Genomic DNA, 21,481 nt, shown 5'->3' with positions numbered 1-21,481 from the left:
CCCTCCCCCGGATAAAAGCGATGCGGCGCAAGGCAGTGCCTTGCGCCGCATCGCTTTTATCCGGGGGGTTCCCGCGTCAGACCTTCACCCGGGCCGCCACCGGCAGGTGGTCGCTCGGGGTGGCGGGGAGGGTCCATGCCGAGACCGGGTCCATCCCGCGGACCATGATCTGGTCGATCCGCGCCATCGGGAAGCTCGCGGGCCAGCTGAAGCCGAAGCCGTCGCCCGCCGCGCCCTGCGCCGAGCGCAGCTGCGAGGTGACGGGTGCGAGCGAGCGGTCGTTCATGGTGCCGTTGAGGTCGCCGAGGAGGACGACCTTGCGCACCGGCTCCCGGGCGATCGCCCGGCCCAGCGCCGCCGCGCTGTTGTCCCGCTGTCCCGCCGTGAAGCCCGCGTTGAACTTCACCCGCACCGAGGGCAGGTGGGCCACGTAGACGGCCACCGGACCCTGCGGCGTCTGCACGGTGGCGCGCAGCGCGCGGGTCCAGCCCATCTGGATGTCGACCGGCTTGGCGTCGGTGAGCGGGTACTTGCTCCACACGCCGACCGTGCCCTGCACGGAGTGGTACTTGTACGTGTCCGCCAGCGCCCGCTCGTACCTCTCGGGGCTGGTGAGCTCCTCCAGCGCGACGACGTCCGCGCCCGAGGCCGCGACGGCCCTGGCGGTGGCCGCGGGGTCGGGGTTCTCGGCGTTGACGTTGTGCGTGGCCACCGTGAAGTTGCCGCCCTTGCCGGACTTGTCGCTCAGCAGGCCGCCGAAGAGGTTGGCCCAGGCGATCACGGGCAGCAGCAGCGCGATGAGCGCGGTCGCGGAGCGGCGCAGCACGGCGAGGACGAGCAGCACCGGGACGAGCAGGCCGAGCCACGGAAGGAAGGTTTCCGTGAGGCTGCCGAGGTTGCCGACCCGGTTGGGCAGGTCGGCGTGCAGCAACATCAGCAGTCCCAGCAGCACCGCGAGCGCCGCGACGACCACGCCCCGGCGCCAGATGCCGGGGCTCTTCCACTGGCTCAGGAAGTGCCGGGCTCCGGAGCCGACCGGCTCCGGACCGACTCCCTCACGGCCCGTTTCCTCCATGTATGCCTGCGGCATCCCGCTGCCCTCACTGCCTCATCGCTCGTCCCCGCGCACCGACCATAAGTGATCTTCGCCGTGGGGCTGACCCGGACGCCCCTGGCCGGGGCGTCGGGGAGGAGGACGTGCGTCCGCCCGGCCCGGGTTCCTGCAGGCCGGGCGGTGGGGCGTGCTGTGACACAACGGGCACAATCGGGCCCGCCGGGCGGCGGATTGCCCTCGGCGGGGGTCAGGCCGGGGGCCGTACGCCTTCCAGCACCATGTCGACAATCTGCTCGGCCAGCTCCTCGGGCAGCTCCCGCCACTCGTGCAGCATGGCCCGGGAGAGCATGGGGCTGACGAAGAGGTCGGTGACGAGGTCGACGTCGAGGCCGGGGCGGATCTCGCCGGTGGCCATGCCGCGCCGCAGCACGGTGAAGAACGCCTCGCGGCGGGCGGTCACCACGGTGTCGTGGTACTCCCGCCACAGCTTGGGGTGGGCCTGTACCTGGGTGACGACCGTGCGCAGAACGGCGGAGGACCGCTTGGCCAGGCCCCGCATGCGCAGGAACTCCAGCATCATCACGAGGTCCTCGCGGACCGAGCGGCCGGCCGGCTCGGGCTGTACGGCGTCGAGCGAGCGCAGCACGTCGAGCATCAGCGCCTCCTTGCCCGCCCAGCGCCGGTAGACGGTGGCCTTGCCGACGCCCGCCTCGCGCGCGATGCGCTCCATCGACAGGTCGCCGATGGGCACGCCCTCTTCGAGCAGGCGCAGCACGGTCTCGATGACGGCGCTGTCGACGGCGGCGCTGCGCGGCCGCCCGCGCCGCGCGTCCGGCTCCGCGTTCGCGCTCATGCGCCGGCTCCCGCCTGTTCCTTCTCGGGGCCCAGGCGCGGTGCGCCGGCTCCGGCGGCCTGGGCGGCCTTCTTGCCGGGCAGGAAGAGGGCGACGACGACGGCGCCGAGCAGCGCGACGGCCGTGGATCCTATGACGGTGACGTGCATGGCGTGGATGAAGGCGCTGTTGGCAGGTCCGATGAGCTGCTTGCCCGCGGGCCCGAGCTTCTCGGCGATGCCGAGGGTGGCCTCGATGGACTCGCCGGCGGCGTGCCGGGCGTCGGCGGAGAGGCCGGGGACGGCGTCGAGCTTGTCGGCGATGCCGTCGCGGTAGGTGGTGGAGAGCACCGAGCCGAGCACGGCCACGCCGAGCGCGCCGCCGACCTGCCGGAAGGTGTTGTTCACGGCGGAGCCGGAACCGGCCTTCTCGCGCGGCAGCGACTGCATGATCGAGACGGTGGCGGGCGGCATGATGTGTGCCATCGCGGTGCCCTGGACGAAGAAGAGCACTTCCAGCACCCAGATCGGGGTGTGGCGGTCGAGCAGCAGGAAGCCCGCCATGCTGGCGGCGACCAGCAGCATGCCGGCCGTGCACACCACGCGGGCGCCGAATCTGTCGACAACGAGGCGGGCGCGCGGCGCGAAGGCCATCTGGGCGGCGGCCAGCGGCAGGAGCAGCAGGCCGCTCTGCAGCGGGGTGAAGCCGCGCACGCTCTGGGTATAGAAGACGACGAAGAAGGTCACGCCCATCAGCGCGAAGAAGACCAGCGCGATGGAGGAGACGGCGGCGGAGAAGGCCGGGTTGCGGAAGTAGCGCACGTCGATGGCGGGGTGCTCGCTGCGCCGCTCGTGCAGCACGAAGAGCAGCAGGACGAGGAGGCCGCCGCCGACCGTGCCGTAGACCTCGGGCTGGGTGAAGTCGGCGAGCTGGCCGCCCTTGATGATGCCGTAGACGAGCAGGACGAGCCCTATGACGGACAGCACCACGCCGAGCGGGTCGAGGCGGCCGGGCTTCGGGTCCTTGGACTCGGGGATCAGCACGGCCATCGCCGTCAGTCCGGCGATGACGATCGGGACGTTGACCAGGAAGACCGAGCCCCACCAGAAGTGGTCGAGCAGGATGCCGCCGGTGATCGGGCCGATGGCGATGGCGAGACCCACGGCGCCCGCCCATATGCCGATGGCCCTGGGCTGCTCGTCGCGTTCGAAGACGTTCATGATGATCGCGAGGGTCGAGGGCATCACGAAGGCGCCGCCGAAGCCCATCACCGCGCGGAAGCCGATCAGCTCGCCGGGCGATCCGGCGACCGCCGAGAGCACGGAGCCGATCCCGAAGACGACCATGCCGAAGAGCAGGACCTTCTTGCGGCCCAGCCGGTCGCCGAGCAGTCCGGCGGTGAACAGTATTCCGGCGAAGACGAGCGTGTAGGAGTTGATCGCCCACTCCAGCTCGCTCTGGGTCGCCCCGAGTCCGGTGGGGGCGGGCGCGGCGATGGTCTTCATCGCCACGTTGAGGATCGAGTTGTCGAGGACGACGACGAGCAGGCTGAACAGCAGAACGGCGAGGATCGCCCAGCGCCTGCGGTGCACGGCCTCGGGGACCCGCCGGGGCGGGGCTATGTCGGACTGGGGTGCCATGCGGCCACCCTACGCCCATTTCGATACGAGCCCGTCTCGTATTGGAAAGTCTTTGCGGCACAGGGTCCCTTCCGGTCCCCGGGACGGCATGTCAGCATGGAGACGATCCGGGGACGCCGTCAGGGCGCCTCGAGACGACAAACAGGAGCCACGGCAATGACGCATGCCTTGAAATCCCCCGACAGCAGCCGTGCCAACAGCAAGGCGCTGTACGGAGGCACGAGTTCCCGTCGCATCACCGTCCGTGACATCGCCGCCGCCAAGGAGCGCGGCGAGAAGTGGCCCATGCTCACCGCCTACGACGCGATGACCGCCTCCGTCTTCGACGAGGCCGGCATCCCCGTCCTGCTCGTGGGCGACTCCATGGGCAACTGTCACCTCGGCTACGAGTCCACGGTGCCCGTCACCATGGACGAGATCACCCTCCTCTCGGCCGCCGTCGTACGGGGCACCAAGCGCGCCCTGATCGTCGGCGACCTGCCCTTCGGCTCGTACCAGGAAGGCGCAGTGCAGGCGCTGCGCAACGCCACCCGGCTGGTGAAGGAGGCGGGCGTCGGCGCGGTCAAGCTGGAGGGCGGCGAGCGCTCGGCCCACCAGATCGAGCTGCTGGTCCAGGCCGGCATACCGGTCATGGCGCACGTCGGCCTCACTCCGCAGTCCGTCAACGCCTACGGCGGCTACCCGGTGCAGGGCCGCGGCGAGGAGGCCGCGCAGCAGCTGCTGCGCGACGCCAAGGCCGTCCAGGACGCGGGCGCCTTCGCCGTCGTGCTGGAGCTGGTGCCGGCGGAGCTGGCCGCCGAGGTCACCCGCATCCTGCACATCCCCACCGTCGGCATCGGCGCGGGCGTCGAGTGCGACGCGCAGGTGCTGGTGTGGACGGACATGGCAGGCATGACGGCCGGCCGGGTGCCGCGCTTCGTCAAGCAGTACGCGCAGCTGCGCGAGGCCCTCGGCGGGGCGGCGAAGGCCTTCGCCGAGGACGTCGTCGGGGCGGCGTACCCGGCGGAGGAGCACTCCTTCCACTAGGAGCTCTTCCCCCCGTCGGCGCTCTGTCGGAGATCTGTCGGAGGCTTGTCGGTCCGCTGTCAGTGGGCACTGGCACGGTTGTCCCATGACGCGAAACGACATCCCCCGAAGCGACGGAAACGCCGTCGAAGTCCGGGGCCTGGTCAAGCACTTCGGCGAGACCAAGGCCCTGGACGGGGTCGACCTCGACGTACGCGAGGGCACCGTCCTCGGCGTGCTCGGCCCCAATGGCGCGGGCAAGACCACTCTGGTCAGAGTCCTGTCCACGCTGATCCGGCCCGACGCGGGCTCCGCCCGCGTCGCCGGCTGCGACGTCCTGACCCAGCCCCGAGAGCTGCGCCGCAGGATCGGCCTGACCGGGCAGTACGCCTCGGTCGACGAGAAGCTCGCAGGTTTCGAGAACCTGTACATGATCGGGCGACTGCTCGATCTCTCCCGCAAGGACGCCCGGCGGCGGGCGGCCGAGATGCTGGAGCGCTTCTCGCTCACCGAGGCCGCCAAGCGGCCCGCCGCCCAGTACTCCGGCGGCATGCGCCGCCGGCTCGACCTGGCCGCCTCCATGATCGGCCGGCCCTCCGTGCTCTACCTGGACGAGCCCACCACGGGCCTCGACCCCCGCACGCGCAACGAGGTGTGGGCCGAGGTGCGGCGGATGGTCGGCGAGGGCACGACCGTCCTGCTCACCACGCAGTACATGGAGGAGGCCGAACAGCTCGCCGACGAGCTGACGGTCATCGACCGCGGCCGGGTGATCGCCGGTGGCCGGGTCGAGGAGCTCAAGGCCAAGATCGGCGGCCGCACCCTGCAGATCCGCCCGGCGGACCCGGCCGAGCTGCTGCGCCTGGCCGACGCGGTGACCCGCGCCGGGCTGGACGGGATCGCGGGCGCCACCGCCGACGAGGCGGGGGGCGTGGTCAACGTCCCCATCGTCAGCGATGCCCAACTGACCGCCGTCGTCGCCCTGCTGGGCGAGCACGGCTTCGCCCTGGCCGGCATCAGCACCCATCTGCCCAGCCTCGACGAGGTCTTCCTGGCCGTCACCGGTCAGAAGGCCTCCGCCACCGCGGCGCAGGACACCCCCGAACTCCAGGAGGTCGCGGCATGAGCGCCGCCACCGTAAGCGCGCCCGCAACGACGCCCGTCCGCGAGGGCCGGATCGGCCTGCGGGCCAATCTCCGGCACATCGGCGCGCTCGCGCGCCGCAATCTGCTCCAGATCAAGGCGGATCCGGAGTCGATGTTCGACGCCCTGCTGATGCCGGTCATCTTCATCCTGCTGTTCACCTACGTCTTCGGCGGCTCGATCGCGGGCAAGGGCCACGAGAAGGAGTACGTCAACTACCTGGTCCCCGGCCTGATGGCGATGATGGGCCTCAACATCGCCATGGCCGTCGGCACCGGCATCAACGACGATTTCAAGAAGGGGGTGATGGACCGCTTCCGCACCATGCCGATAGCCCGGTCCTCCGTCCTCATAGCGAAGATCGTCGTCGAGATCGGCCGGATGCTCGTGGCGACCTCGATCCTGCTGGGCATGGGCTTCGCGCTGGGGCTGAGCGTCAGCACCTCGGTGTTCCACCTGCTTGCGGCGGTGGCCCTCGGCCTGACCTTCGGCGCCTCGCTGATGTGGATATTCATCCTGCTCGGGCTCACCATGAAGACCGCACAGGCCGTTCAGGGGGTGGCCATGCTCGTCATGATGCCGCTGCAATTTGGCAGCTCGATCTTCGCCCCGACCACCAAGATGCCCGGCTGGCTGGAGTCCTTCACCTCCTACAACCCGCTCTCCAACCTCGCCGACGCCTCCCGCAACCTGATCAACGGCGGGCCGGTGGCGCACTCGGTGTGGGTGACCCTCGCCTGGTCGGCCGGGATCACGATCGTGACGGCGCCGCTGGCGGTCGCGAAGTTCCGCAAGAAGACCTGAGGTCCGCGGTCCGCTTCGCGTCAGACGAGGGCGGCGGCCTCCTCCAGAGAGAGCCGGCCGCCTTCGGCGTGCGCCCGCTCGTACGCCTGCGCGCCGAGCACCGCCCTCGCGCGCTCCTCGGTCTCCTCGCGGCTCTTGCGCTCCATCGAGGGCACGTGAAGGCCGGGGGGCCGCAGGGCCTTGCTCGCACCCAGCAGCCGGGCCGCGATCAGCGCGTCCTCCTCGCCGCCCAGCAGGGCGTGCGCATGGGCGCCGGTCAGCAGATAGATCGTCCGCATCTGCGGGGCGACCAGCCCCACGAGCGGACCGTCGCTCTTGCCGATGGCGCTGCGCACCAGGGGCAGGGCCGCGGCCGGGCGCCCGTCCTGGTTCTCGACCCAGGCCAGCACCCCGATGATCATGGCTTCGAAGAGCGGGAGGGTGCGGCCGTCGTACTCCTCCGCCATCCGTTCCAGCAGCCGCCGCGCCTCCGCCCTGCGGCCCCGGCGGGCGATCTGGATGGCCAGCTGGAGGCGGGTGAAGGTGGTGGCTTCGGGGTTGAAGCGCTCGGTGTCCGCGAGCGCCTCGCGCAGGATGCGTTCGCCCTCCTCGTCGTCGAGGTCGCCCTGCTCCCGCATCGCTTCGACGAGGCGGGCGCGCAACAACGGCACCTGCCCGGTCGAGCCGAGCTCGCGGACGCACTCGATGGCCTCGCGGTAGTCCTCGGCCGCGGCGGCGTACCGGCCGATGCGCTCGCGCGCCTCGCCGCGGCTCGCCAGCGCCTCCGCGATGCCCCAGGAGTCGCCGAGCCTGCGAAAAATCTCCAGGCTCTCGTCGGCGTCCTCGAAGCCCTGGCCCGCCCGGTGCGCGCTGTCGTTGATCAGCTTGGCGCGCAGTTGCAGGGAGTTGGCCAGCTCCCAGGCGTAGCCGAGGCGGCGGCAGCGCTCCACGGCGCTGTCCACGAGCCGGTAGACGTCGTCGATGGCGCCGGTCATCAGCTGCGCGAAGAACCACATCATGCCCGGCACCCGGCAGTTCTGCGGCTGGCCCTCGCCGTAGGCGGCGACGATGCCGTGCAGCCTGCGCTGTACGGCGGGGTCGGAGGCCATCCGCATGTCGGGATCCATGTAGGCGAGCGCGAGCAGCTGCACGCCGCGCCGCGCCTCCTCGAACAGGTCCGGCGGCATGGGCGGCGGCGCCTCGGTGCACGACACGTACAGCGGCGGCGCGGGTTTCACGGGCTCGGCGAAGGGGTCCGGGCCGAGCGCGGCGGCAGCCTGGGTCCAGGTGTAGCCGTCGCTGCGGTGGTCCCGCAACTGCCAGAACCAGCCCAGCGACAGCACCAGGCACAGGGCCTCCTGCTCGTCCCGGGCGGTGACGGCGTGCCGCAGGGCGGAGCGGAGGTTGTCGTGTTCGAGCTCCAACCGGTCGAGCCAGCGGCGCTGTTCGGGCCCGCGCAGCAGAGGGTCGGCGGTACGGGCCAGCTCGCGGTAGAAGACCAGGTGCCTGCGTTCGGTGACGACCCGCTCGCCGGCCTCGTCCAGCCGCTCGCCCGCATATTCGCCGACGGTCTCCAGCAGCCGGTAGCGCATCTGGCCGCCGTCGGCCGGCGCGGCGACCACGAGGGACTTGTCGACCAGCGAGCCGAGGAGCACGGCGACGTCCCGCGACTCCACGTCCGCGCCGTCCGCGCACACCTCCTCGGCGGCCGCGAGGTCGCAGCCGCCCGAGAAGACGGACAGGCGACGCAGCAGGGCCCGTTCGGGCGCATCGAGCAGGTCCCACGACCAGTCGACGACCGCGCGCAGGGTCTGCTGGCGGGGCAGGACGGTGCGGCTGCCGGAGGTCAGCAGCCGGAAGCGGTCGTCCAGGCGGTCGGCGATGCCGCGCGGTGTGAGCAGCCGCAGCCGGGCCGCGGCCAGCTCGATGGCGAGGGGCAGCCCGTCCAGGCGGTGGCAGATCTCGGCGCAGGCGTCGAGGTCGTCGTCCACGCGGAACCCCGGCCGGGCGGCCGCGCCGCGGTCGGCGAGCAGCCGCAGCGCGACGGGGTCGGGCAGCGGCTCGACGGGCCGCACCAACTCGCCGGGCACGGCGAGGGGTTCGCGGCTGGTGGCGAGCACGGTGACGCCGGGGCAGTGGGCGAGGAGCGTCTCGGCGAGGCGGGCGGCGGCGTCCACGACGTGCTCGCAGTTGTCGAGTACGAGCAGCATGCGGCGCGCCGTGCAGTGCTCGGCGAGGCGGGCCAGGGGGTCGAGCGCGGCGGCGTCGGTGGCGGCCCGCAGCCCCTCCGCGGCGCTGCCGCGCACCACGGTCTCCCGCGCCCCGAGCGCGGTCAGCACGGCCTCCGGCACGGTCGCGGGATCGTCCACGGGCGCGAGCTCGGCCAGCCACACGCCGTCCGGCCACGCCGCCGAGACGGCCACGGCCGCCTCCGCGGCCTCCTGCGACAGCCGCGTCTTCCCGGCCCCACCGGGCCCGAGCAGCGTCACCAGCCGGTGCGCCGCGAGATCCTCGCGTATCAGCGCGAGATCGTCCTGCCGCCCGACGAACGAGGTAAGCCGGGCCCGCAGATTGCCGCGGGGCATGGGAGCTTTGCCGACCGCCGCGGGCGGCTCGGTGCGCGCTGCGGCGTCGGGTGCGGTGCCGGCCGCGGACGGCACCGCACCACCGGGCGCGGACGGCTCGGGTGTGGCTCCGCCGGCCCCCGCCGGCGCGACGGCTCCGTACGCGCCCAGACCCGCCTCCGCGTCCTGAGAGGACAGCAGTTCCGCATGCAGGGCGCGCAGTTCCGGGCCCGGGTCCGTGCCCAGATGGTCCGCCAGCGTCGCGCGGACGGATTCGTAGGCCGCCAGCGCCTCCGCCGGGCGGCCCGCGGCGCGCAGGGCGCGCAGGTGGAGGGCCTGCAGCGGCTCGTCCAAGGGGTGGTCCGCGCAGAGCTCGGCCAGATCGGGGAGGGTCTGGGCCGCGTGGCCCAGGGCGACGGCGGTGGCCAGGCGGGCGCGGCGCGCGGCCAGGCGGCGGCCCTCGTAGCGGGCCGCCGAGGCGGGGATGCCGGGGAGGTCGGCGAGGGCAGGGCCCCGCCACAGTGCGAGGGCGTCGTCCAGCAGGACCACGGCCTTGGCGGGGTCGCCGTCCCCAAGCGCCCGCTCCCCCTCGTCCGCGAGCCGCTCGAAGCGGTGCAGGTCGACGTCGTCGGGCTCGGCGCACAGCCGGTAGCCGCCCACGACGGACTCCACCGCCTCGTGCCCGATCGCCCGCCGCAGCCGTCCGACCAGCGCCTGCAGGGCGCCCGTCGCATCGGCGGGCGGCTCGCCGTCCCAGACCGCGTCGATCAGCGCCTCCGCGGACCGGGTCCGCCCCGGGCGCAGGGCGAGCGCGGCCAGCAGCGCGCGCAGCCGGGCACCGCCGAGGGCCAGGGGCCGGCCGTCGTCGGAAAGGGCCTGGGTGGAGCCGAGGATGCCGTAGCGCACGCCCCATTCTCCCCCGCGCCCGCCCGGCGCGGGCCACCGGCTTCAGCACCCCGGCCATGACCAAGTACCGTCACCCGGTATATCCGCTGTCCCACCGTCCACAGGAGCACATCAGAATGTCACCCCACGCGACCCGCGGCGAACGGCGCGTCAGCCCCGTCTTCCTCGCCCTCGTCGCCGTCATGGCGGTCTCCATCTGGGCGGTGTGGACAGGCTTTTCGGCGAGCCCCGGCTTTGCCGTGTTCCTGTTCGTCGTGTCGGGCTGGGTCGTCTCGCTGTGCCTCCACGAGTACGCGCACGCCCGCACCGCCCTGCACGGCGGCGACATCTCGGTCGGCGCCAAGGGCTACCTCACCCTGGACCCGCTGAAGTACACGCACGCGCTGCTGAGCATCGTGCTCCCGCTGGTCTTCGTGATCATGGGCGGCATCGGCCTGCCCGGTGGCGCGGTCTTCATCGAACGCGACCGCATCCGCAGCCGCTGGAAGCAGAGCCTGGTGTCCGCGGCGGGCCCGCTGACGAACGCCCTGTTCGCCGTCGTGGTCACCGCGCCGTTCTGGCTGGGCGCGATGGACGGCGTGCCGGAGAACTTCCGCTTCGCGCTGGCCTTCCTGGCGCTGCTGCAGGTGACCGCAGCGGTGCTGAACTTCCTGCCGGTGCCGGGCCTGGACGGCTACGGCGTGATCGAGCCCTGGCTGCCCTTCCACATCCGCCGCCAGGTGGAGCCGTTCGCACTGATCGGAATACTGGCCGTCTTCGGCATCCTGCGGATCGACGCGGTGAACCACGCCTTCTTCGACGCCATCGACTCGGTGCTGGACGCCCTGGGCGTGCACCCGCTGGACACCTTCCAGGGCCAGCAGCTGTTCCGCTTCTGGGAGGGGACGCCGCCCCCCATAGGCCCGGTCAGCTAGCGGAAGCGCCCTGCTCGGCAGCCCGGTCGTTCTTCTGCTTGCGCACGTAGTACCACGCGATGTTGGACGAGACGCCGACGAGCAGGATCCAGATCACGCCGAGAAAGCTGCCGCGTGCGAAGGAGACGACGGCCGCGGCGAGCGCGAGGGCGCAGACGGCGATGGCGTAGAGGGCGAGGCGGGGCATGGGGGCGGCTCCTGTCGGGTCCGGGCCCCGCGTCCGGGGCGCATGTGCGTACGATCCCGGTCATTGTCCCCCACGCCCCCGCCGCACCTACACGTCGGTGACGCGCAGGCCCGCGTGCGCCTTGTACCGGCGGTTGACGGAGATCAGGTTGGCGACCAGCGACTCCACCTGGTGGGCATTGCGCAGCCGGCCCGCGAAGACGCCGCGCATCCCGGGGATCCGCGCGGCCAGCGCCTGCACGATGTCGGTGTCGGCGCGCTTGTCGCCCAGCACCATCACATCGGTGTCGATCTCCGCGATCTCCGGGTCGGAGAGCAGCACGGCGGACAGGTGGTGGAAGGCCGCGGTCACCCGCGACTCGGGCAGCAGGGCCGCGGCCTGCTGCGCGGCGCTGCCCTCTTCCGGCTTCAGTGCGTACGCGCCCTGCTTGTCGAAGCCGAGCGGGTTGACGCAGTCGACGACGAGCTTGCCCGCGAGCTCCTCGCGCAGCCCCTCCAGCGTCTTGCCGTGACCCTCCCACGGCACCGCGACGATCACGATGTCGCTGCGCCGGGCGCACTCGGCGTTGTCGGCGCCCTCAATGCCCAGGCCCAGCTCATCGGCGGCGGTGCGGGCCCGCCCGGCGGCGCGGGATCCGATGATCACGCGCTGCCCCGCCTTGGCCAGCCGGTAGGCGAGACCCCGGCCCTGATCGCCGGTGCCACCGAGCACACCGACCACAAGTCCGGATACATCCGGAAGGTCCCAAGGGTCCTTTGCGGGTGCCTTCTTCACATCCTCAGAAGTAGTCATGACAGCGATACTGTCACGCCCTTCTCCCGTGCCCCAGGGGCCTTGGACCAGGGGTTCCGGCCAGGGGCGTCCGATCGGGTGAGGGGGAGGGCAACTCGGTTTTCGGGCGCGGACTTTGCGGCAGGATTTTGAGCCATGGACGCCGTACGGGTTGCGCTGCTGCGTGAAGTGCTCGCCGGAACGGACTGGTTGCAGTCCACGCGTCGTTTCGCGGGGTCGCTGCGCAGCTCGGTCGGGGCACACGGCGGAGGCCTGCTGCTCGTCGGCACGGCGGCGTACGAGCCCTGGCACCTGGCCGCGCACCTGGACGAGGAGGCGGCCTGGTCCGGACTGCCGGAGCTCTCCCCCACGCTCATCCGGCACCAGGTGCCGGCCGGCGCCCCGGCGCACCTGTCGGTGGGGCTCGGCCGGCTGGAGGCGGCCCGGCGCGGGGAGACCTTGCTGGTGGTGGCGGACGACCTGCCCGGCGAGGGCCTGCTGGAGCGGGTGCACGACGCCCGCCGCGGCGGCGCGACGATATTCGCGCTGGACGGCGGCGCCGACGGCGGCGCGGGCTCCGAAATGCGCTCGCTCGCCCACGACGCGCTGTCCGTGCCCTCCTCCGCGGAGCTCGACCTCGACACCGTCCAGCACCTGGTCAGCGCCGCCGCCGGGGAGAACGGCCTGCCCGCCCAGCGCGGCCGCCGCTTCCGCGACCGGCTCTCCCGGCTCGCGGACCAGCTGACCGCACCACCCCCGAACCGCTGGTGAGGGAACGTGAACAGCTATGGAATCCGCCTCCGACTACGGAGGGCGCAGCTCAGAAAAAACGTTTGCTCTGACCCGCAGAGCCACCCACCATGGTCACCCGTGACCGAACACGATCACCCTCCCCGTCCCCCCTCCCCCGCCTCCCCCCGGCGCCTGCGCGCGCTGCTGCCCGACCTCACGCCCTGGCGCTCCTCCCGCGACTTCCGCCGGATATGGCTGGCCGGCCTGGTGACCGTCTTCGGCAGCTTCCTGACCTTCGTCGCCCTCCCGCTCCAGCTCAAGGAGCTGACCGGCTCCACCCTCGCGGTCGGCGCGATCGGCGCGGTCGAGCTCGTCCCCCTGATCGTCTGCGGCCTGTACGGCGGCGCCCTCGCCGACGCCCTCGACCGCCGCAAGCTCATCCTGTGGACCGAGGCGGGGCTCGGCGTCCTGACCGGCATCCTGCTGCTCAACACGGTGCTTCCGCACCCGATGGTCTGGCCGCTGTACGTGGTGGCCGCGCTGGTCAGCGCGTGTACGGGGCTCCAGCGGCCGGCGATGCAGTCGATCGTGCCGAGGATCGTCCCGCACGAGCAGCTGCCCGCCGCCATCACCCTGAACTCCATGCGCTGGCAGCTGGGCGCCATCGCGGGCCCCTCGCTGGCGGGCGTGATCATAGCCTTCACCGGCCTGCAGTGGGCCTACATCCTGGACGTCGTCACCTTCGTCGTCTCGGTGGGCCTGATCACGGGCATCTCCCCCTCCCCCGCCTCCCACGACGCCGGAAAGCCGTCGCTGCGCGGCATCCTGGAAGGCGCCCGCTACGCGTGGGGCCGCAAGGAGCTGCTGGGGACGTACGCCATCGACCTGGCGGCGATGTTCTTCGCCTTCCCCAATGCGATCTTTCCCTTCCTCGCCGACGATCTGCACGCGCCCTGGGCGCTGGGCCTGATGTACGCGGCGGGCGCGGTCGGCTCCCTGGTGGTGAGCCTGACCAGCGGCTGGGTGCCACGCATACACAGGCACGGCCGGATGGTGGTCTTCGCGGCGGCGGGCTGGGGCCTGGCGATGACGATGGCGGGCCGGATGCACAACGTCTGGCTGGTGCTGTTCTTCCTGGCGGTCGCGGGCGGCTGCGACATGGTGAGCGGCCTGTTCCGCTCGGCCATGTGGGACCAGACGATCCCGGACGAGCTGCGCGGCCGCCTCGCGGGGATCGAGCTCCTCTCCTACTCCGTGGGCCCGCAGCTGGGCCAGGTCCGCGCGGGCGGCATGGCCGCCTTCACGAACGTGCGCGCCTCGGTGTGGACGGGCGGCCTGGCCTGCCTGGCCTCGGTGGGCCTGCTGGCGACGGCCTTGCCGAAGCTGATGTCTTACGACCAGCGGACGGACGAGCACGCGGTACGGATGCGCAGGGCGCGGGGGGCGGCGGCGGTGGCTGAGGCGGCGTGATTCCTGCCGCGCCGTCCGTGTGATCGGGGCTCCGCCCCGGACCCCGGTCGTCAAACGCCGGACGGGCTGATTTCTCAGCCCGTCCGGCGTTTGACGACCTCAGCCCGACGTCTCGTTGCCCTCGTCGCGCCAGCGCGGATCGTTGCGCCATTCCTCGTTGCGCTCGCGGGACGTCTCCATCGCGTGGGCGGCCTCCTCGCGCGTGCCGTACGGGCCCATGCGGTCGGCGGCGCGGCACTGGGGGCCCTCCTCGACCGCGTGGTGGACCAGGCAGTAGTACCACTCGCCGGGTTTGCCGGCCGGCCGCCGCTTGAACAGTGCCATCGGGGTCTCCCTCACATCGCGCTCTCGCCCACATGGTCCCCGATGAGCGCTGGCTACACTCGCAGACATGTCTGGCCAGTCGCTTCTTGTCCCCGGGAGACTCTCTCCCGCCCGCCCCGTCCCCGCCCCGATCATGCGGCCCGAGTACGTCGGCAAGGACGCCCCCACCCCGTACACCGGTCCCGAGGTCCAGGACGCCGAGACGATCGAGCGGATGCGGATCGCGGGCGGCATCGCCGCACGGGCGATGCAGGAGGCAGCCAAGCACATCGCCCCGGGCGTGACGACGGACGAGCTGGACCGCGTCGCCCACGAGTACATGTGCGACCACGGCGCCTACCCCTCGACCCTCGGCTACCGCGGCTTCCCCAAGTCGCTGTGCTCGTCCGTGAACGAGGTCATCTGCCACGGCATCCCCGACTCGACCGTGCTGCGCGACGGCGACATCGTGAACCTCGACGTCACCGCCTACATCGGCGGCGTGCACGGCGACAACAACGCCACCTACCTCTGCGGCGAGGTGGACGAGGAGTCGCGGCTGCTGGTCGAGCGCACGCGCGAGGCGCTGAACCGGGCGATCAAGGCGGTCAAGCCGGGGCGCCGGATCAACGTCATCGGCCGGGTCATCGAGTCGTATGCCAAGCGCTTCGGCTACGGCGTCGTCCGCGACTTCACCGGCCACGGCATCAACTCCTCCTTCCACTCCGGCCTGATCGTCCCGCACTACGACAGCCCGCACCACGACACCCTCATCCAGCCGGGCATGACGTTCACGATCGAGCCGATGCTGACGCTGGGCACCCACGAGTACGACATGTGGGAGGACGGCTGGACGGTCGTCACGAAGGACCGCAGGCGGACGGCGCAGTTCGAGCACACGCTGGTGGTGACCGAGAGCGGTGCGGAGATCCTGACGCTGCCGTAGAAGCTTCCACAAGGCCTGCGGAACCGTGGGGCGGGCGCTAAGGTTTTTGCCGACAGCCCGTCGGGAAAGGGTTGGCTCAGGCAAACCTGAGCAGAGAGATCGGCTCCCGCCCCCACGGCCACCGGAGGCCCGCTTTGGACGCGTCCGCCACGACCCCGTTCTCCACGCTGATCCGCACCGCCTCGCACGAGCAGCACACGGAAGCCGAGAACTCGTCGTTCATGAGCGACATGCTCGGCGGCCGCCTCGGAGTCGCCGCCTACCGCCGGTACACGGAGCAGCTCTGGTTCGTCTACCGCGCCCTGGAGTCCGCCTCGCAGGCACTCTCGGCCGATCCCGTCGCGGGCCCGTTCATACGGCCCGAGCTGGCCCGCACGGCCCATCTGGAGCGCGATCTGGCCCACTTGGGCGGCTCCGGCTGGCGTGCCGAGCTGCGCCCCCTGCCCTCGACGGCGGCCTACGCCGCCCGCATCGAGGAGTGCACCCGCGCCTGGCCCGCCGGTTACGTCGCCCATCACTACACGCGCTATCTGGGCGACCTCTCCGGCGGCCAGATCATCCGCGGCACGGCCGAGAAGACCTGGGGCTTCGAGCGCAAGGGCGACGGCGTCCGCTTCTACGTCTTCGACGGCATCGGCAATCCCGCCGCCTTCAAGCGGGAGTACCGGGAGCTGCTGGACGCCCTGCCCGTCGACGAGCTGGAGAAGCAGCGGGTGGTGGAGGAGTGCCGGCGCGCCTTCGCACTGAACACGGCGGTTTTCGGGGAGTTGGGGCAGGAATTTCCGCTGAGCGCGTAGCCACGACGGCGGCACGGCGAAGTAATTGATCTTCCGCGCACGGAAGAGCCCTTGGTGACGGCGGTACGGGAGAGGCGAGATTTTGCCCCGTGAGAGCAGAATCACGCGCCGATCGGGGAACAGGATAGGCAAGCCTCAGATAAGTTAGGGCGGCCTAATTCGGCCATGCCTTTCGGCCATGCCCGTACCGTTCTCTCCGAGCAAGCTGGAGCCCGTATGCGAGCCCTCCGCTCCTCCGCCGTCGCCGCGATCGCGGCCGTCGCGGCCCTGACCGCCGTGTCCGGCTGTGCCCAGAAGTCGGACACGAAGGGCTCGGACGCGGTTCAGGTCAAGGCCTCCGACGACAAGTGCGAGGTCTCGAAGACCTCGTTCCCGGCCGGTCACGTCAAGATCGCTGTCGAGAACAAGGGCTCGAAGGTCACCGAGGTCTACGTCTACGCCGCCGACGACCGCATCATCACCGAGCGGGAGAACATAGGCCCCGGCACCAAGGCGGAGATCACCGCGACGATCAAGTCCGGCTCCTACGAAATAGCCTGCAAGCCCGGGATGAAGGGCGACGGCATCCGCCAGAAGATCACCGTCACCGGCGGCGGCGAGAAGAAGAGCGACCCGCAGCTGGACAAGGCGGTCGCCGAGTACCGCAAGTACGTCCAGCAGCAGGCCGACGAGACGATCCCCGCGGCACAGAAGTTCGTGGACGCCGTCAAGAAGGGCGACCTGGACGAGGCGAAGAAGACCTACGCCCCCTCCCGCACCGGCTGGGAGCGCACCGAGCCGGTGGCCGAGTCCTTCGGTGACATCGACCCGAAGACCGACACCCGCGAGGACGGCCTGGAGAAGGGCCAGAAGTGGACCGGCTGGCACCGGCTCGAGAAGTCGCTCTGGGACGACAAGAAGATCACGGACGACGACAAGGCCCTCGCCGACCAGCTGATGACGGACCTCACGGCGTGGCAGAAGCGCGTCGGCTCCGCCGAGATCACGCCCACCAGCATGGCCAACGGCGCCAAGGAACTCCTCGACGAGGTCTACCGGAACAAGATCACCGGTGAGGAGGAGCGTTACAGCCACACCGACCTGGTCGACTTCGAGGCGAACGTGGACGGCGCCGAGAAGGCGTACGACCTGCTGAAGCCGGTCGCCTCCAAGAACGACCCGGCGCTCGTCCAGGAGCTGGACAAGCAGTTCGAGTCCGTGAAGAAGGCGCTCGGCGACTACCGCGACGGCGACGGCTTCAAGTCCTACGACAGCGTGGGCAACGACGACCGCAAGAAGCTCTCGGACGCCGTCAACGCGCTCTCCGAGCCGCTGTCCAAGCTCGCCGCCGCGGTCGCGAAGTAATCAGGGGGCTGCGATGACGGACAACACCACCAAGACGAACACGGCCGACGACGCCGAGGCCGCGGGCAAGGGCGCCAAGGCCGTGCCCTCCCGCCGCTCCATCCTCGGCTGGGGCGGCGCCGGGCTCGCGCTCGGCGCGGCCGCCGCCGGGGGCACCGCCGTGGCGCTGCGCACCGGCAGCGACGCCCAGCCGGCCGCCTCGGGCGGGGACGCGGTGCCGTTCCACGGCGCCCACCAGGCGGGCATCTCCACGCCCGTCCAGGACCGGCTGCACTTCGCGTCCTTCGACGTGACGACGACCGACCGGGCCGCGCTGGTCAAGCTGCTCCAGGAGTGGACGGAAGCCGCCCGCCGGATGACCGCCGGGCACGAGGTCGGCGACGGCGCGATCAGCGACAACGGCGAGCTGCCGCCGGACGACACGGGCGAGGCGCTGGGCCTCAAGCCCTCCCGGCTGACGCTGACCTTCGGCGTGGGCCCGACCCTCTTCGAGAAGGACGGCAAGGACCGCTTCGGCCTCAAGTCCCGCCGCCCGCAGGCCCTGATCGACCTGCCCGCCTTCAAGGGCGACAACCTCGACGCCGCGCGCAGCGGCGGCGACCTGTGCGTCCAGGCCTGCGCCGACGACCCGCAGGTCGCGGTGCACGCGATCCGCAACCTGGCCCGCATCGGCATGGGCCGGGTCGCCATCCGCTGGTCCCAGCTGGGCTTCGGCAAGACGTCCTCGACGACGCCGGACGCGCAGACCCCGCGCAACATGATGGGCTTCAAGGACGGCACCCGGAACATCGCGGGCACCGAGACGGACCGCCTGGACAAGCACGTGTGGGTGAGCGAGAAGGACGGCCCCGCGTGGATGACGGGCGGCTCCTACCTGGTCGCCCGGCGCATCCGGATGCACATCGAGACCTGGGACCGCACCTCGCTCGCCGAGCAGGAGGACGTCTTCGGCCGCGACAAGGCCGAGGGTGCGCCGACCGGCAAGCAGCGCGAGCACGACGAGCCGCTGCTGAAGGCCATGAAGCCCGATGCCCATGTGCGCCTCGCCCACCCCGACAGCAACAACGGCGTGACGATTCTGCGCCGCGGCTACTCCTTCACGGACGGCACCGACGGGCTGGGCCGGCTGGACGCCGGACTGTTCTTCATCGCCTACCAGCGCGACGTCCGCGACGGCTTCGTGCCGCTGCAGAAGAACCTGGCGCACCACGACGCGCTGAACGAGTACATCCAGCACGTGGGTTCGGCGGTCTTCGCCGTACCGCCGGGCGTCCGGGACAAGGGCGACTGGTGGGGCAAGGCCCTCTTCGCGTGACCACTGGTTCTTTCCTGAGAGGAGATGCCGCGTGTTCGGCAACTACCTGATCGGCCTGCGTGAGGGCCTGGAGGCCAGCCTGGTCGTCTGCATCCTCGTCGCGTATCTGGTCAAGACCGGGCGGAAGGACGCCCTGCCCCCGGTCTGGACCGGCATCGCCGTCGCCGTGCTGCTGAGCATGGGCTTCGGCGCGCTGCTGCAGTGGGGTTCGCAGACCATGACCTTCGAGGCCCAGGAGGCCCTCGGCGGTTCGCTGTCGGTCGTCGCCGTCGCCCTGGTGACCTGGATGGTCTTCTGGATGCGGCGCACCGCGCGGCACCTGAAGAAGGAGCTGCACGGCAAGCTGGACGCCGCGCTCGCCATGGGCACCACGGCGCTGGTGGTCACCGCCTTCCTGGCGGTGGGCCGCGAGGGCCTGGAGACCGCGCTGTTCATCTGGACGGCCGTGAAGGCCACCAACGACGGCGTGCAGCCGCTCGTCGGCGCCCTGCTGGGGCTGCTGAGCGCGGTGGTGCTGGGCTGGCTCTTCTACCGCGGCGCGCTGAAGATCAACCTGGCGAAGTTCTTCACCTGGACCGGCGGCATGCTCATCGTGGTCGCCGCGGGCGTGCTCGCCTACGGCTTCCACGACCTGCAGGAGGCCGGTGTCCTGCCGGGCCTGAACAACAAGGCCTTCGACATCAGCGAGCAGATCCCGGTGGACAGCTGGTACGGCACGCTGCTCAAGGGCGTCTTCAACTTCCAGCCCGATCCGACCTGGCTGCAGGTCGCGGTGTGGGCGCTGTACCTCGTACCGACCCTGGCGGTGTTCTTCGCCCCGAGCCGTGCGGGTAGGGTGGCGCCGTCCCAGGCAGCACCCGAGGAGTCGAAGAACGATGAGACGCCGGCCGTCGCCCCGTCGGGTGTTCCGGGCTCCCGCAGCAGCGGCTCTGCTGATGCCGGTGCTGCTGACGGCGACCGGGTGCGTGACGGTGCACGGCGAGCGGGAGATCATCCCGTCGGTGGACAAGGCTGAGGCCCCCCGGGTCCTCAAGCGCTTCACCGACGGCTACACCGCCGCCTACCGCAAGCTCGACCCGGCCCTGGTGGACCGGGTCGAGGGCGGCGCCCTCGCCGAGATAGGCCGGGCGGACGTGACCGCCCAGCGCGCGGCGACGCCCCAGGGCAACCCCGGATATCCGGCGCTCGTCCTGGACGACGCGCGCTTCACCATTCCCAAGATGGCGGGCTGGCCGAAGTTCTTCGTCGCCGACACCCGCAGCAACCGCGACAAGAACCGCTGGCTGGTGGTCTTCACCCGCGAGGGCGCGCAGGCGCCGTGGAAGGCCTCGTACCTGTCGCTGATGGCCGAGGACAAGGTGCCGCGGTTCGCCCTCGACAAGGACGGCTACGCACAGGTGCCCGGCGCCGCGCGGAAGTCCGGCGGCGATGCCGCGGAGCCCGCCGGGCCGGCCGTCGCGCCGGAGGCGGTGAGCGGCGCCTACACCGACTATCTGCGCACGGGCCAGGGTTCGGCCTTCGCCCCGGGGGCGCCTTCGCTGATCCGTGACGAGCGCGCGAAGCTGGTGCGTACGCCCACGTTCTGGACCGAGTACATCGACACCCCCGAAAAGGCTCCGTCCTTCCCGGCGCCCGCGCTGAGCACGCCGGACGGCGGGGCGCTGGTCTTCTTCACCGCGCACCACCGGGAGAAGCGCACCATGGCCAAGGGCCTGCGGCCCTCGGTGAGCGACCCGCGCACCAAGGCGCTGCTGAGCGGGGACCTCCAGCACGCAGTGACCTTCACCCGCGTATCGGAGTCGGCGGTGCTGGTGCCGCCGAAGAAGAGCGGGCCGGAGAAGAGCGGATCGGGGAAGGGCGCTTCGGACGGCGGGATCGTCTTCCTCAACCGGATCGAGTCGCTGACCGTCGCGAAGGGCGAATAGCCGAGGGCTCAGCGGCCGATGGGCCAGGGGTGGGCCGGCTCGTGGTCCTGGCCCTCGCCCGCGTACTGGGCGCAGGCGTCGGTGAGGGCTTCCAGCAGGGTCAGCGGGTCCGGCAGCGGGCGCTCGGGGCCGAGCAGCCAGGCCACGCGCTCGTCACCCGGGAGGACGGAGGGCGGCAGCAGCACATAGCTGCCGCGGCAGTGCCAGCGCAGGCCCGGATGCTCGTCCATCGTCTCGGGATGGCAGTCCAGCTCGCAGGGCCACCACTCGTCCTCGTCGTCCGGGGTGCCGCGGGTGGCGGTGAAGAAGAGCATGCGGCCGGGGGCGACCGTGGCGACCGGACCGACGTCGATCCCCGCGCCGGTCAGCCGGTCGAGCGCCTGCCGGCCCGCCTCGGCCGGGACGTCGAGCACATCGTGGGCGATGCCGGTGGCGGTGACGAAATTGGCCTCGGGCTGGCCGCGCAGCCATTTGGTGACCTTGTCGGCGTCCGTGCTGGCGAGCGTCTGCCAGGCGAAGGAGACCGGGTGACGGCCGGGCGTGGGGCAGCCGATGCGCTCACAGGAACAGCCGTAGCCGGAGGGGTGTGCGGCGGGGGCCAGGGGGAATCCGGCGGCGGCCGAGGCCAGGAGCAGCTCCTCGCGGGCGGCTTCGCTCGCCGCCCCCGTGCCCGTATCGCCACCCGCTCCGCTCCTGGGACGGCGCAGCCATTGGGAGAACCTGCTCTTGCGTTCCATCTATCCCCTCACTTCGACCGCGGTCTCCGGTCAATGCTGCCACCATCCTGCTCCTGGTGTGACCGCCGAACGTATCCGGGGGGTGTGAGACCGGCCGCGTCGGCATGACATCG

General features: G+C 71.5%; 20 protein-coding genes. 12 read left to right on the top strand and 8 right to left on the bottom strand.

The annotated features are described in order from the left end of the window. Window positions 1-76: 76 nt before the first annotated feature. The 3 genes from FHS39_RS08740 to FHS39_RS08730 all read right to left on the bottom strand — a co-directional run bounded on the left by FHS39_RS08740 (window position 77) and on the right by FHS39_RS08730 (window position 3,526). Complete coding sequence (locus tag FHS39_RS08740) at window positions 77-1,090, bottom strand: endonuclease/exonuclease/phosphatase family protein (protein WP_184348010.1); 1,014 nt, start codon at window positions 1,088-1,090, stop codon at window positions 77-79. A gap of 211 nt (window positions 1,091-1,301) precedes the next feature. Further along, window positions 1,302-1,907, bottom strand: coding sequence for a TetR/AcrR family transcriptional regulator (locus FHS39_RS08735; protein WP_184348008.1), 606 nt, complete (start codon window positions 1,905-1,907; stop codon window positions 1,302-1,304). Next, window positions 1,904-3,526: an MFS transporter gene (locus FHS39_RS08730; RefSeq protein ID WP_184348006.1), complete on the bottom strand. Its 1,623-nt coding sequence runs from the start codon at window positions 3,524-3,526 to the stop codon at window positions 1,904-1,906. The genes FHS39_RS08735 and FHS39_RS08730 overlap by 4 nt, the downstream gene beginning before the upstream one ends. A 156-nt stretch (window positions 3,527-3,682) precedes the next feature. On the opposite strand from FHS39_RS08730, the gene panB reads away from it, so the two are divergent. The 3 genes from panB (at window position 3,683) to FHS39_RS08715 (ending at window position 6,478) form a co-directional block, all read left to right on the top strand. After that, on the top strand, window positions 3,683-4,552 hold the full coding sequence (panB, locus tag FHS39_RS08725; protein WP_184348004.1) for a 3-methyl-2-oxobutanoate hydroxymethyltransferase: 870 nt from the start codon (window positions 3,683-3,685) through the stop codon (window positions 4,550-4,552). Window positions 4,553-4,637: 85 nt separating this feature from the next. Then, complete coding sequence (locus tag FHS39_RS08720; RefSeq protein ID WP_184348002.1) at window positions 4,638-5,657, top strand: ATP-binding cassette domain-containing protein; 1,020 nt, start codon at window positions 4,638-4,640, stop codon at window positions 5,655-5,657. Further along, window positions 5,654-6,478, top strand: coding sequence for an ABC transporter permease (locus FHS39_RS08715; protein ID WP_184347994.1), 825 nt, complete (start codon window positions 5,654-5,656; stop codon window positions 6,476-6,478). The genes FHS39_RS08720 and FHS39_RS08715 overlap by 4 nt, the downstream gene beginning before the upstream one ends. Window positions 6,479-6,498: 20 nt before the next feature. Here FHS39_RS08715 and FHS39_RS08710 read toward each other — a convergent pair whose 3' ends face one another. After that, window positions 6,499-9,927: a BTAD domain-containing putative transcriptional regulator gene (locus FHS39_RS08710; protein ID WP_184347991.1), complete on the bottom strand. Its 3,429-nt coding sequence runs from the start codon at window positions 9,925-9,927 to the stop codon at window positions 6,499-6,501. Between the two features lie 116 nt (window positions 9,928-10,043). On the opposite strand from FHS39_RS08710, the gene FHS39_RS08705 reads away from it, so the two are divergent. Beyond that, a complete protein-coding gene (locus tag FHS39_RS08705; protein WP_045933323.1) occupies window positions 10,044-10,841 on the top strand; it encodes a site-2 protease family protein in 798 nt (265 codons plus the stop codon). On the opposite strand, the gene FHS39_RS08700 is transcribed toward FHS39_RS08705, so the two are convergent. Together FHS39_RS08700 and npdG are read right to left on the bottom strand one after the other, a co-directional pair. Then, a complete protein-coding gene (locus FHS39_RS08700) occupies window positions 10,834-11,028 on the bottom strand; it encodes a hypothetical protein (protein ID WP_045933322.1) in 195 nt (64 codons plus the stop codon). The two genes, FHS39_RS08705 and FHS39_RS08700, sit on opposite strands and share 8 nt — an antisense overlap. An 87-nt stretch (window positions 11,029-11,115) precedes the next feature. Continuing rightward, window positions 11,116-11,820: an NADPH-dependent F420 reductase gene (gene npdG, locus FHS39_RS08695; protein WP_184347989.1), complete on the bottom strand. Its 705-nt coding sequence runs from the start codon at window positions 11,818-11,820 to the stop codon at window positions 11,116-11,118. Window positions 11,821-11,955: 135 nt separating this feature from the next. Between npdG and FHS39_RS08690 the strand changes: the two genes are divergently transcribed. Further along, window positions 11,956-12,570: a hypothetical protein gene (locus tag FHS39_RS08690; protein WP_184347987.1), complete on the top strand. Its 615-nt coding sequence runs from the start codon at window positions 11,956-11,958 to the stop codon at window positions 12,568-12,570. A 99-nt stretch (window positions 12,571-12,669) separates the two neighbouring features. Further along, complete coding sequence (locus FHS39_RS08685; RefSeq protein ID WP_184347985.1) at window positions 12,670-14,001, top strand: MFS transporter; 1,332 nt, start codon at window positions 12,670-12,672, stop codon at window positions 13,999-14,001. A 99-nt stretch (window positions 14,002-14,100) separates the two neighbouring features. Here the strand turns inward: FHS39_RS08685 and FHS39_RS08680 are convergent, their stop codons facing one another. Continuing rightward, on the bottom strand, window positions 14,101-14,325 hold the full coding sequence (locus tag FHS39_RS08680; RefSeq protein ID WP_184347983.1) for a hypothetical protein: 225 nt from the start codon (window positions 14,323-14,325) through the stop codon (window positions 14,101-14,103). Between the two features lie 67 nt (window positions 14,326-14,392). Between FHS39_RS08680 and map the strand changes: the two genes are divergently transcribed. The 6 genes from map to FHS39_RS08650 all read left to right on the top strand — a co-directional run bounded on the left by map (window position 14,393) and on the right by FHS39_RS08650 (window position 20,631). Continuing rightward, the gene (gene map / locus FHS39_RS08675) at window positions 14,393-15,250 is read left to right on the top strand and encodes a type I methionyl aminopeptidase (protein WP_184347980.1); all 858 of its coding nucleotides are present in this window, start codon (window positions 14,393-14,395) and stop codon (window positions 15,248-15,250) included. 134 nt (window positions 15,251-15,384) lie between these two features. Beyond that, the gene (locus FHS39_RS08670) at window positions 15,385-16,047 is read left to right on the top strand and encodes a biliverdin-producing heme oxygenase (RefSeq protein ID WP_184347978.1); all 663 of its coding nucleotides are present in this window, start codon (window positions 15,385-15,387) and stop codon (window positions 16,045-16,047) included. 216 nt (window positions 16,048-16,263) lie between these two features. Then, entirely contained in the window at window positions 16,264-17,391 is a 1,128-nt protein-coding gene (efeO, locus tag FHS39_RS08665) for an iron uptake system protein EfeO (RefSeq protein ID WP_184347976.1), read from the top strand. Between the two features lie 13 nt (window positions 17,392-17,404). Further along, on the top strand, window positions 17,405-18,706 hold the full coding sequence (gene efeB / locus FHS39_RS08660; protein ID WP_184347974.1) for an iron uptake transporter deferrochelatase/peroxidase subunit: 1,302 nt from the start codon (window positions 17,405-17,407) through the stop codon (window positions 18,704-18,706). 31 nt (window positions 18,707-18,737) lie between these two features. Next, window positions 18,738-19,721, top strand: coding sequence for an iron uptake transporter permease EfeU (gene efeU / locus FHS39_RS08655; RefSeq protein WP_052705967.1), 984 nt, complete (start codon window positions 18,738-18,740; stop codon window positions 19,719-19,721). Next, entirely contained in the window at window positions 19,642-20,631 is a 990-nt protein-coding gene (locus FHS39_RS08650; RefSeq protein WP_221462480.1) for an SCO2278 family lipoprotein, read from the top strand. The genes efeU and FHS39_RS08650 overlap by 80 nt, the downstream gene beginning before the upstream one ends. 8 nt (window positions 20,632-20,639) lie before the next feature. On the opposite strand, the gene FHS39_RS08645 is transcribed toward FHS39_RS08650, so the two are convergent. Continuing rightward, window positions 20,640-21,368 carry a bifunctional DNA primase/polymerase gene (locus tag FHS39_RS08645; RefSeq protein ID WP_184347972.1) on the bottom strand — a complete coding sequence of 243 codons (729 nt, stop codon included), beginning with the start codon at window positions 21,366-21,368 and terminating at the stop codon, window positions 20,640-20,642. Window positions 21,369-21,481: the final 113 nt, after the last annotated feature.

The sequence above is a fragment of the Streptomyces olivoverticillatus genome, assembly GCF_014203555.1.
In the GTDB taxonomy this organism is placed as follows: domain Bacteria; phylum Actinomycetota; class Actinomycetes; order Streptomycetales; family Streptomycetaceae; genus Streptomyces; species Streptomyces olivoverticillatus.
This window is presented reverse-complemented; position numbering and strand designations above follow the sequence as displayed.

Excerpts from the sequence above, each read along its gene's own strand:
- FHS39_RS08740 (WP_184348010.1), bottom strand. The coding sequence starts at position 1,090 with ATGCCGCAGGCATACATGGAGGAAACGGGCCGTGAGGGAGTCGGTCCG.
- FHS39_RS08735 (WP_184348008.1), bottom strand. The coding sequence starts at position 1,907 with ATGAGCGCGAACGCGGAGCCGGACGCGCGGCGCGGGCGGCCGCGCAGC.
- FHS39_RS08730 (WP_184348006.1), bottom strand. The coding sequence starts at position 3,526 with ATGGCACCCCAGTCCGACATAGCCCCGCCCCGGCGGGTCCCCGAGGCC.
- panB (WP_184348004.1), top strand. The coding sequence starts at position 3,683 with ATGACGCATGCCTTGAAATCCCCCGACAGCAGCCGTGCCAACAGCAAG.
- FHS39_RS08720 (WP_184348002.1), top strand. The coding sequence starts at position 4,638 with ATGACGCGAAACGACATCCCCCGAAGCGACGGAAACGCCGTCGAAGTC.
- FHS39_RS08715 (WP_184347994.1), top strand. The coding sequence starts at position 5,654 with ATGAGCGCCGCCACCGTAAGCGCGCCCGCAACGACGCCCGTCCGCGAG.
- FHS39_RS08705 (WP_045933323.1), top strand. The coding sequence starts at position 10,044 with ATGTCACCCCACGCGACCCGCGGCGAACGGCGCGTCAGCCCCGTCTTC.
- FHS39_RS08700 (WP_045933322.1), bottom strand. The coding sequence starts at position 11,028 with ATGCCCCGCCTCGCCCTCTACGCCATCGCCGTCTGCGCCCTCGCGCTC.
- npdG (WP_184347989.1), bottom strand. The coding sequence starts at position 11,820 with ATGACTACTTCTGAGGATGTGAAGAAGGCACCCGCAAAGGACCCTTGG.
- FHS39_RS08690 (WP_184347987.1), top strand. The coding sequence starts at position 11,956 with ATGGACGCCGTACGGGTTGCGCTGCTGCGTGAAGTGCTCGCCGGAACG.
- FHS39_RS08680 (WP_184347983.1), bottom strand. The coding sequence starts at position 14,325 with ATGGCACTGTTCAAGCGGCGGCCGGCCGGCAAACCCGGCGAGTGGTAC.
- map (WP_184347980.1), top strand. The coding sequence starts at position 14,393 with ATGTCTGGCCAGTCGCTTCTTGTCCCCGGGAGACTCTCTCCCGCCCGC.
- efeO (WP_184347976.1), top strand. The coding sequence starts at position 16,264 with ATGCGAGCCCTCCGCTCCTCCGCCGTCGCCGCGATCGCGGCCGTCGCG.
- efeB (WP_184347974.1), top strand. The coding sequence starts at position 17,405 with ATGACGGACAACACCACCAAGACGAACACGGCCGACGACGCCGAGGCC.
- FHS39_RS08650 (WP_221462480.1), top strand. The coding sequence starts at position 19,642 with ATGCCGGTGCTGCTGACGGCGACCGGGTGCGTGACGGTGCACGGCGAG.
- FHS39_RS08645 (WP_184347972.1), bottom strand. The coding sequence starts at position 21,368 with ATGGAACGCAAGAGCAGGTTCTCCCAATGGCTGCGCCGTCCCAGGAGC.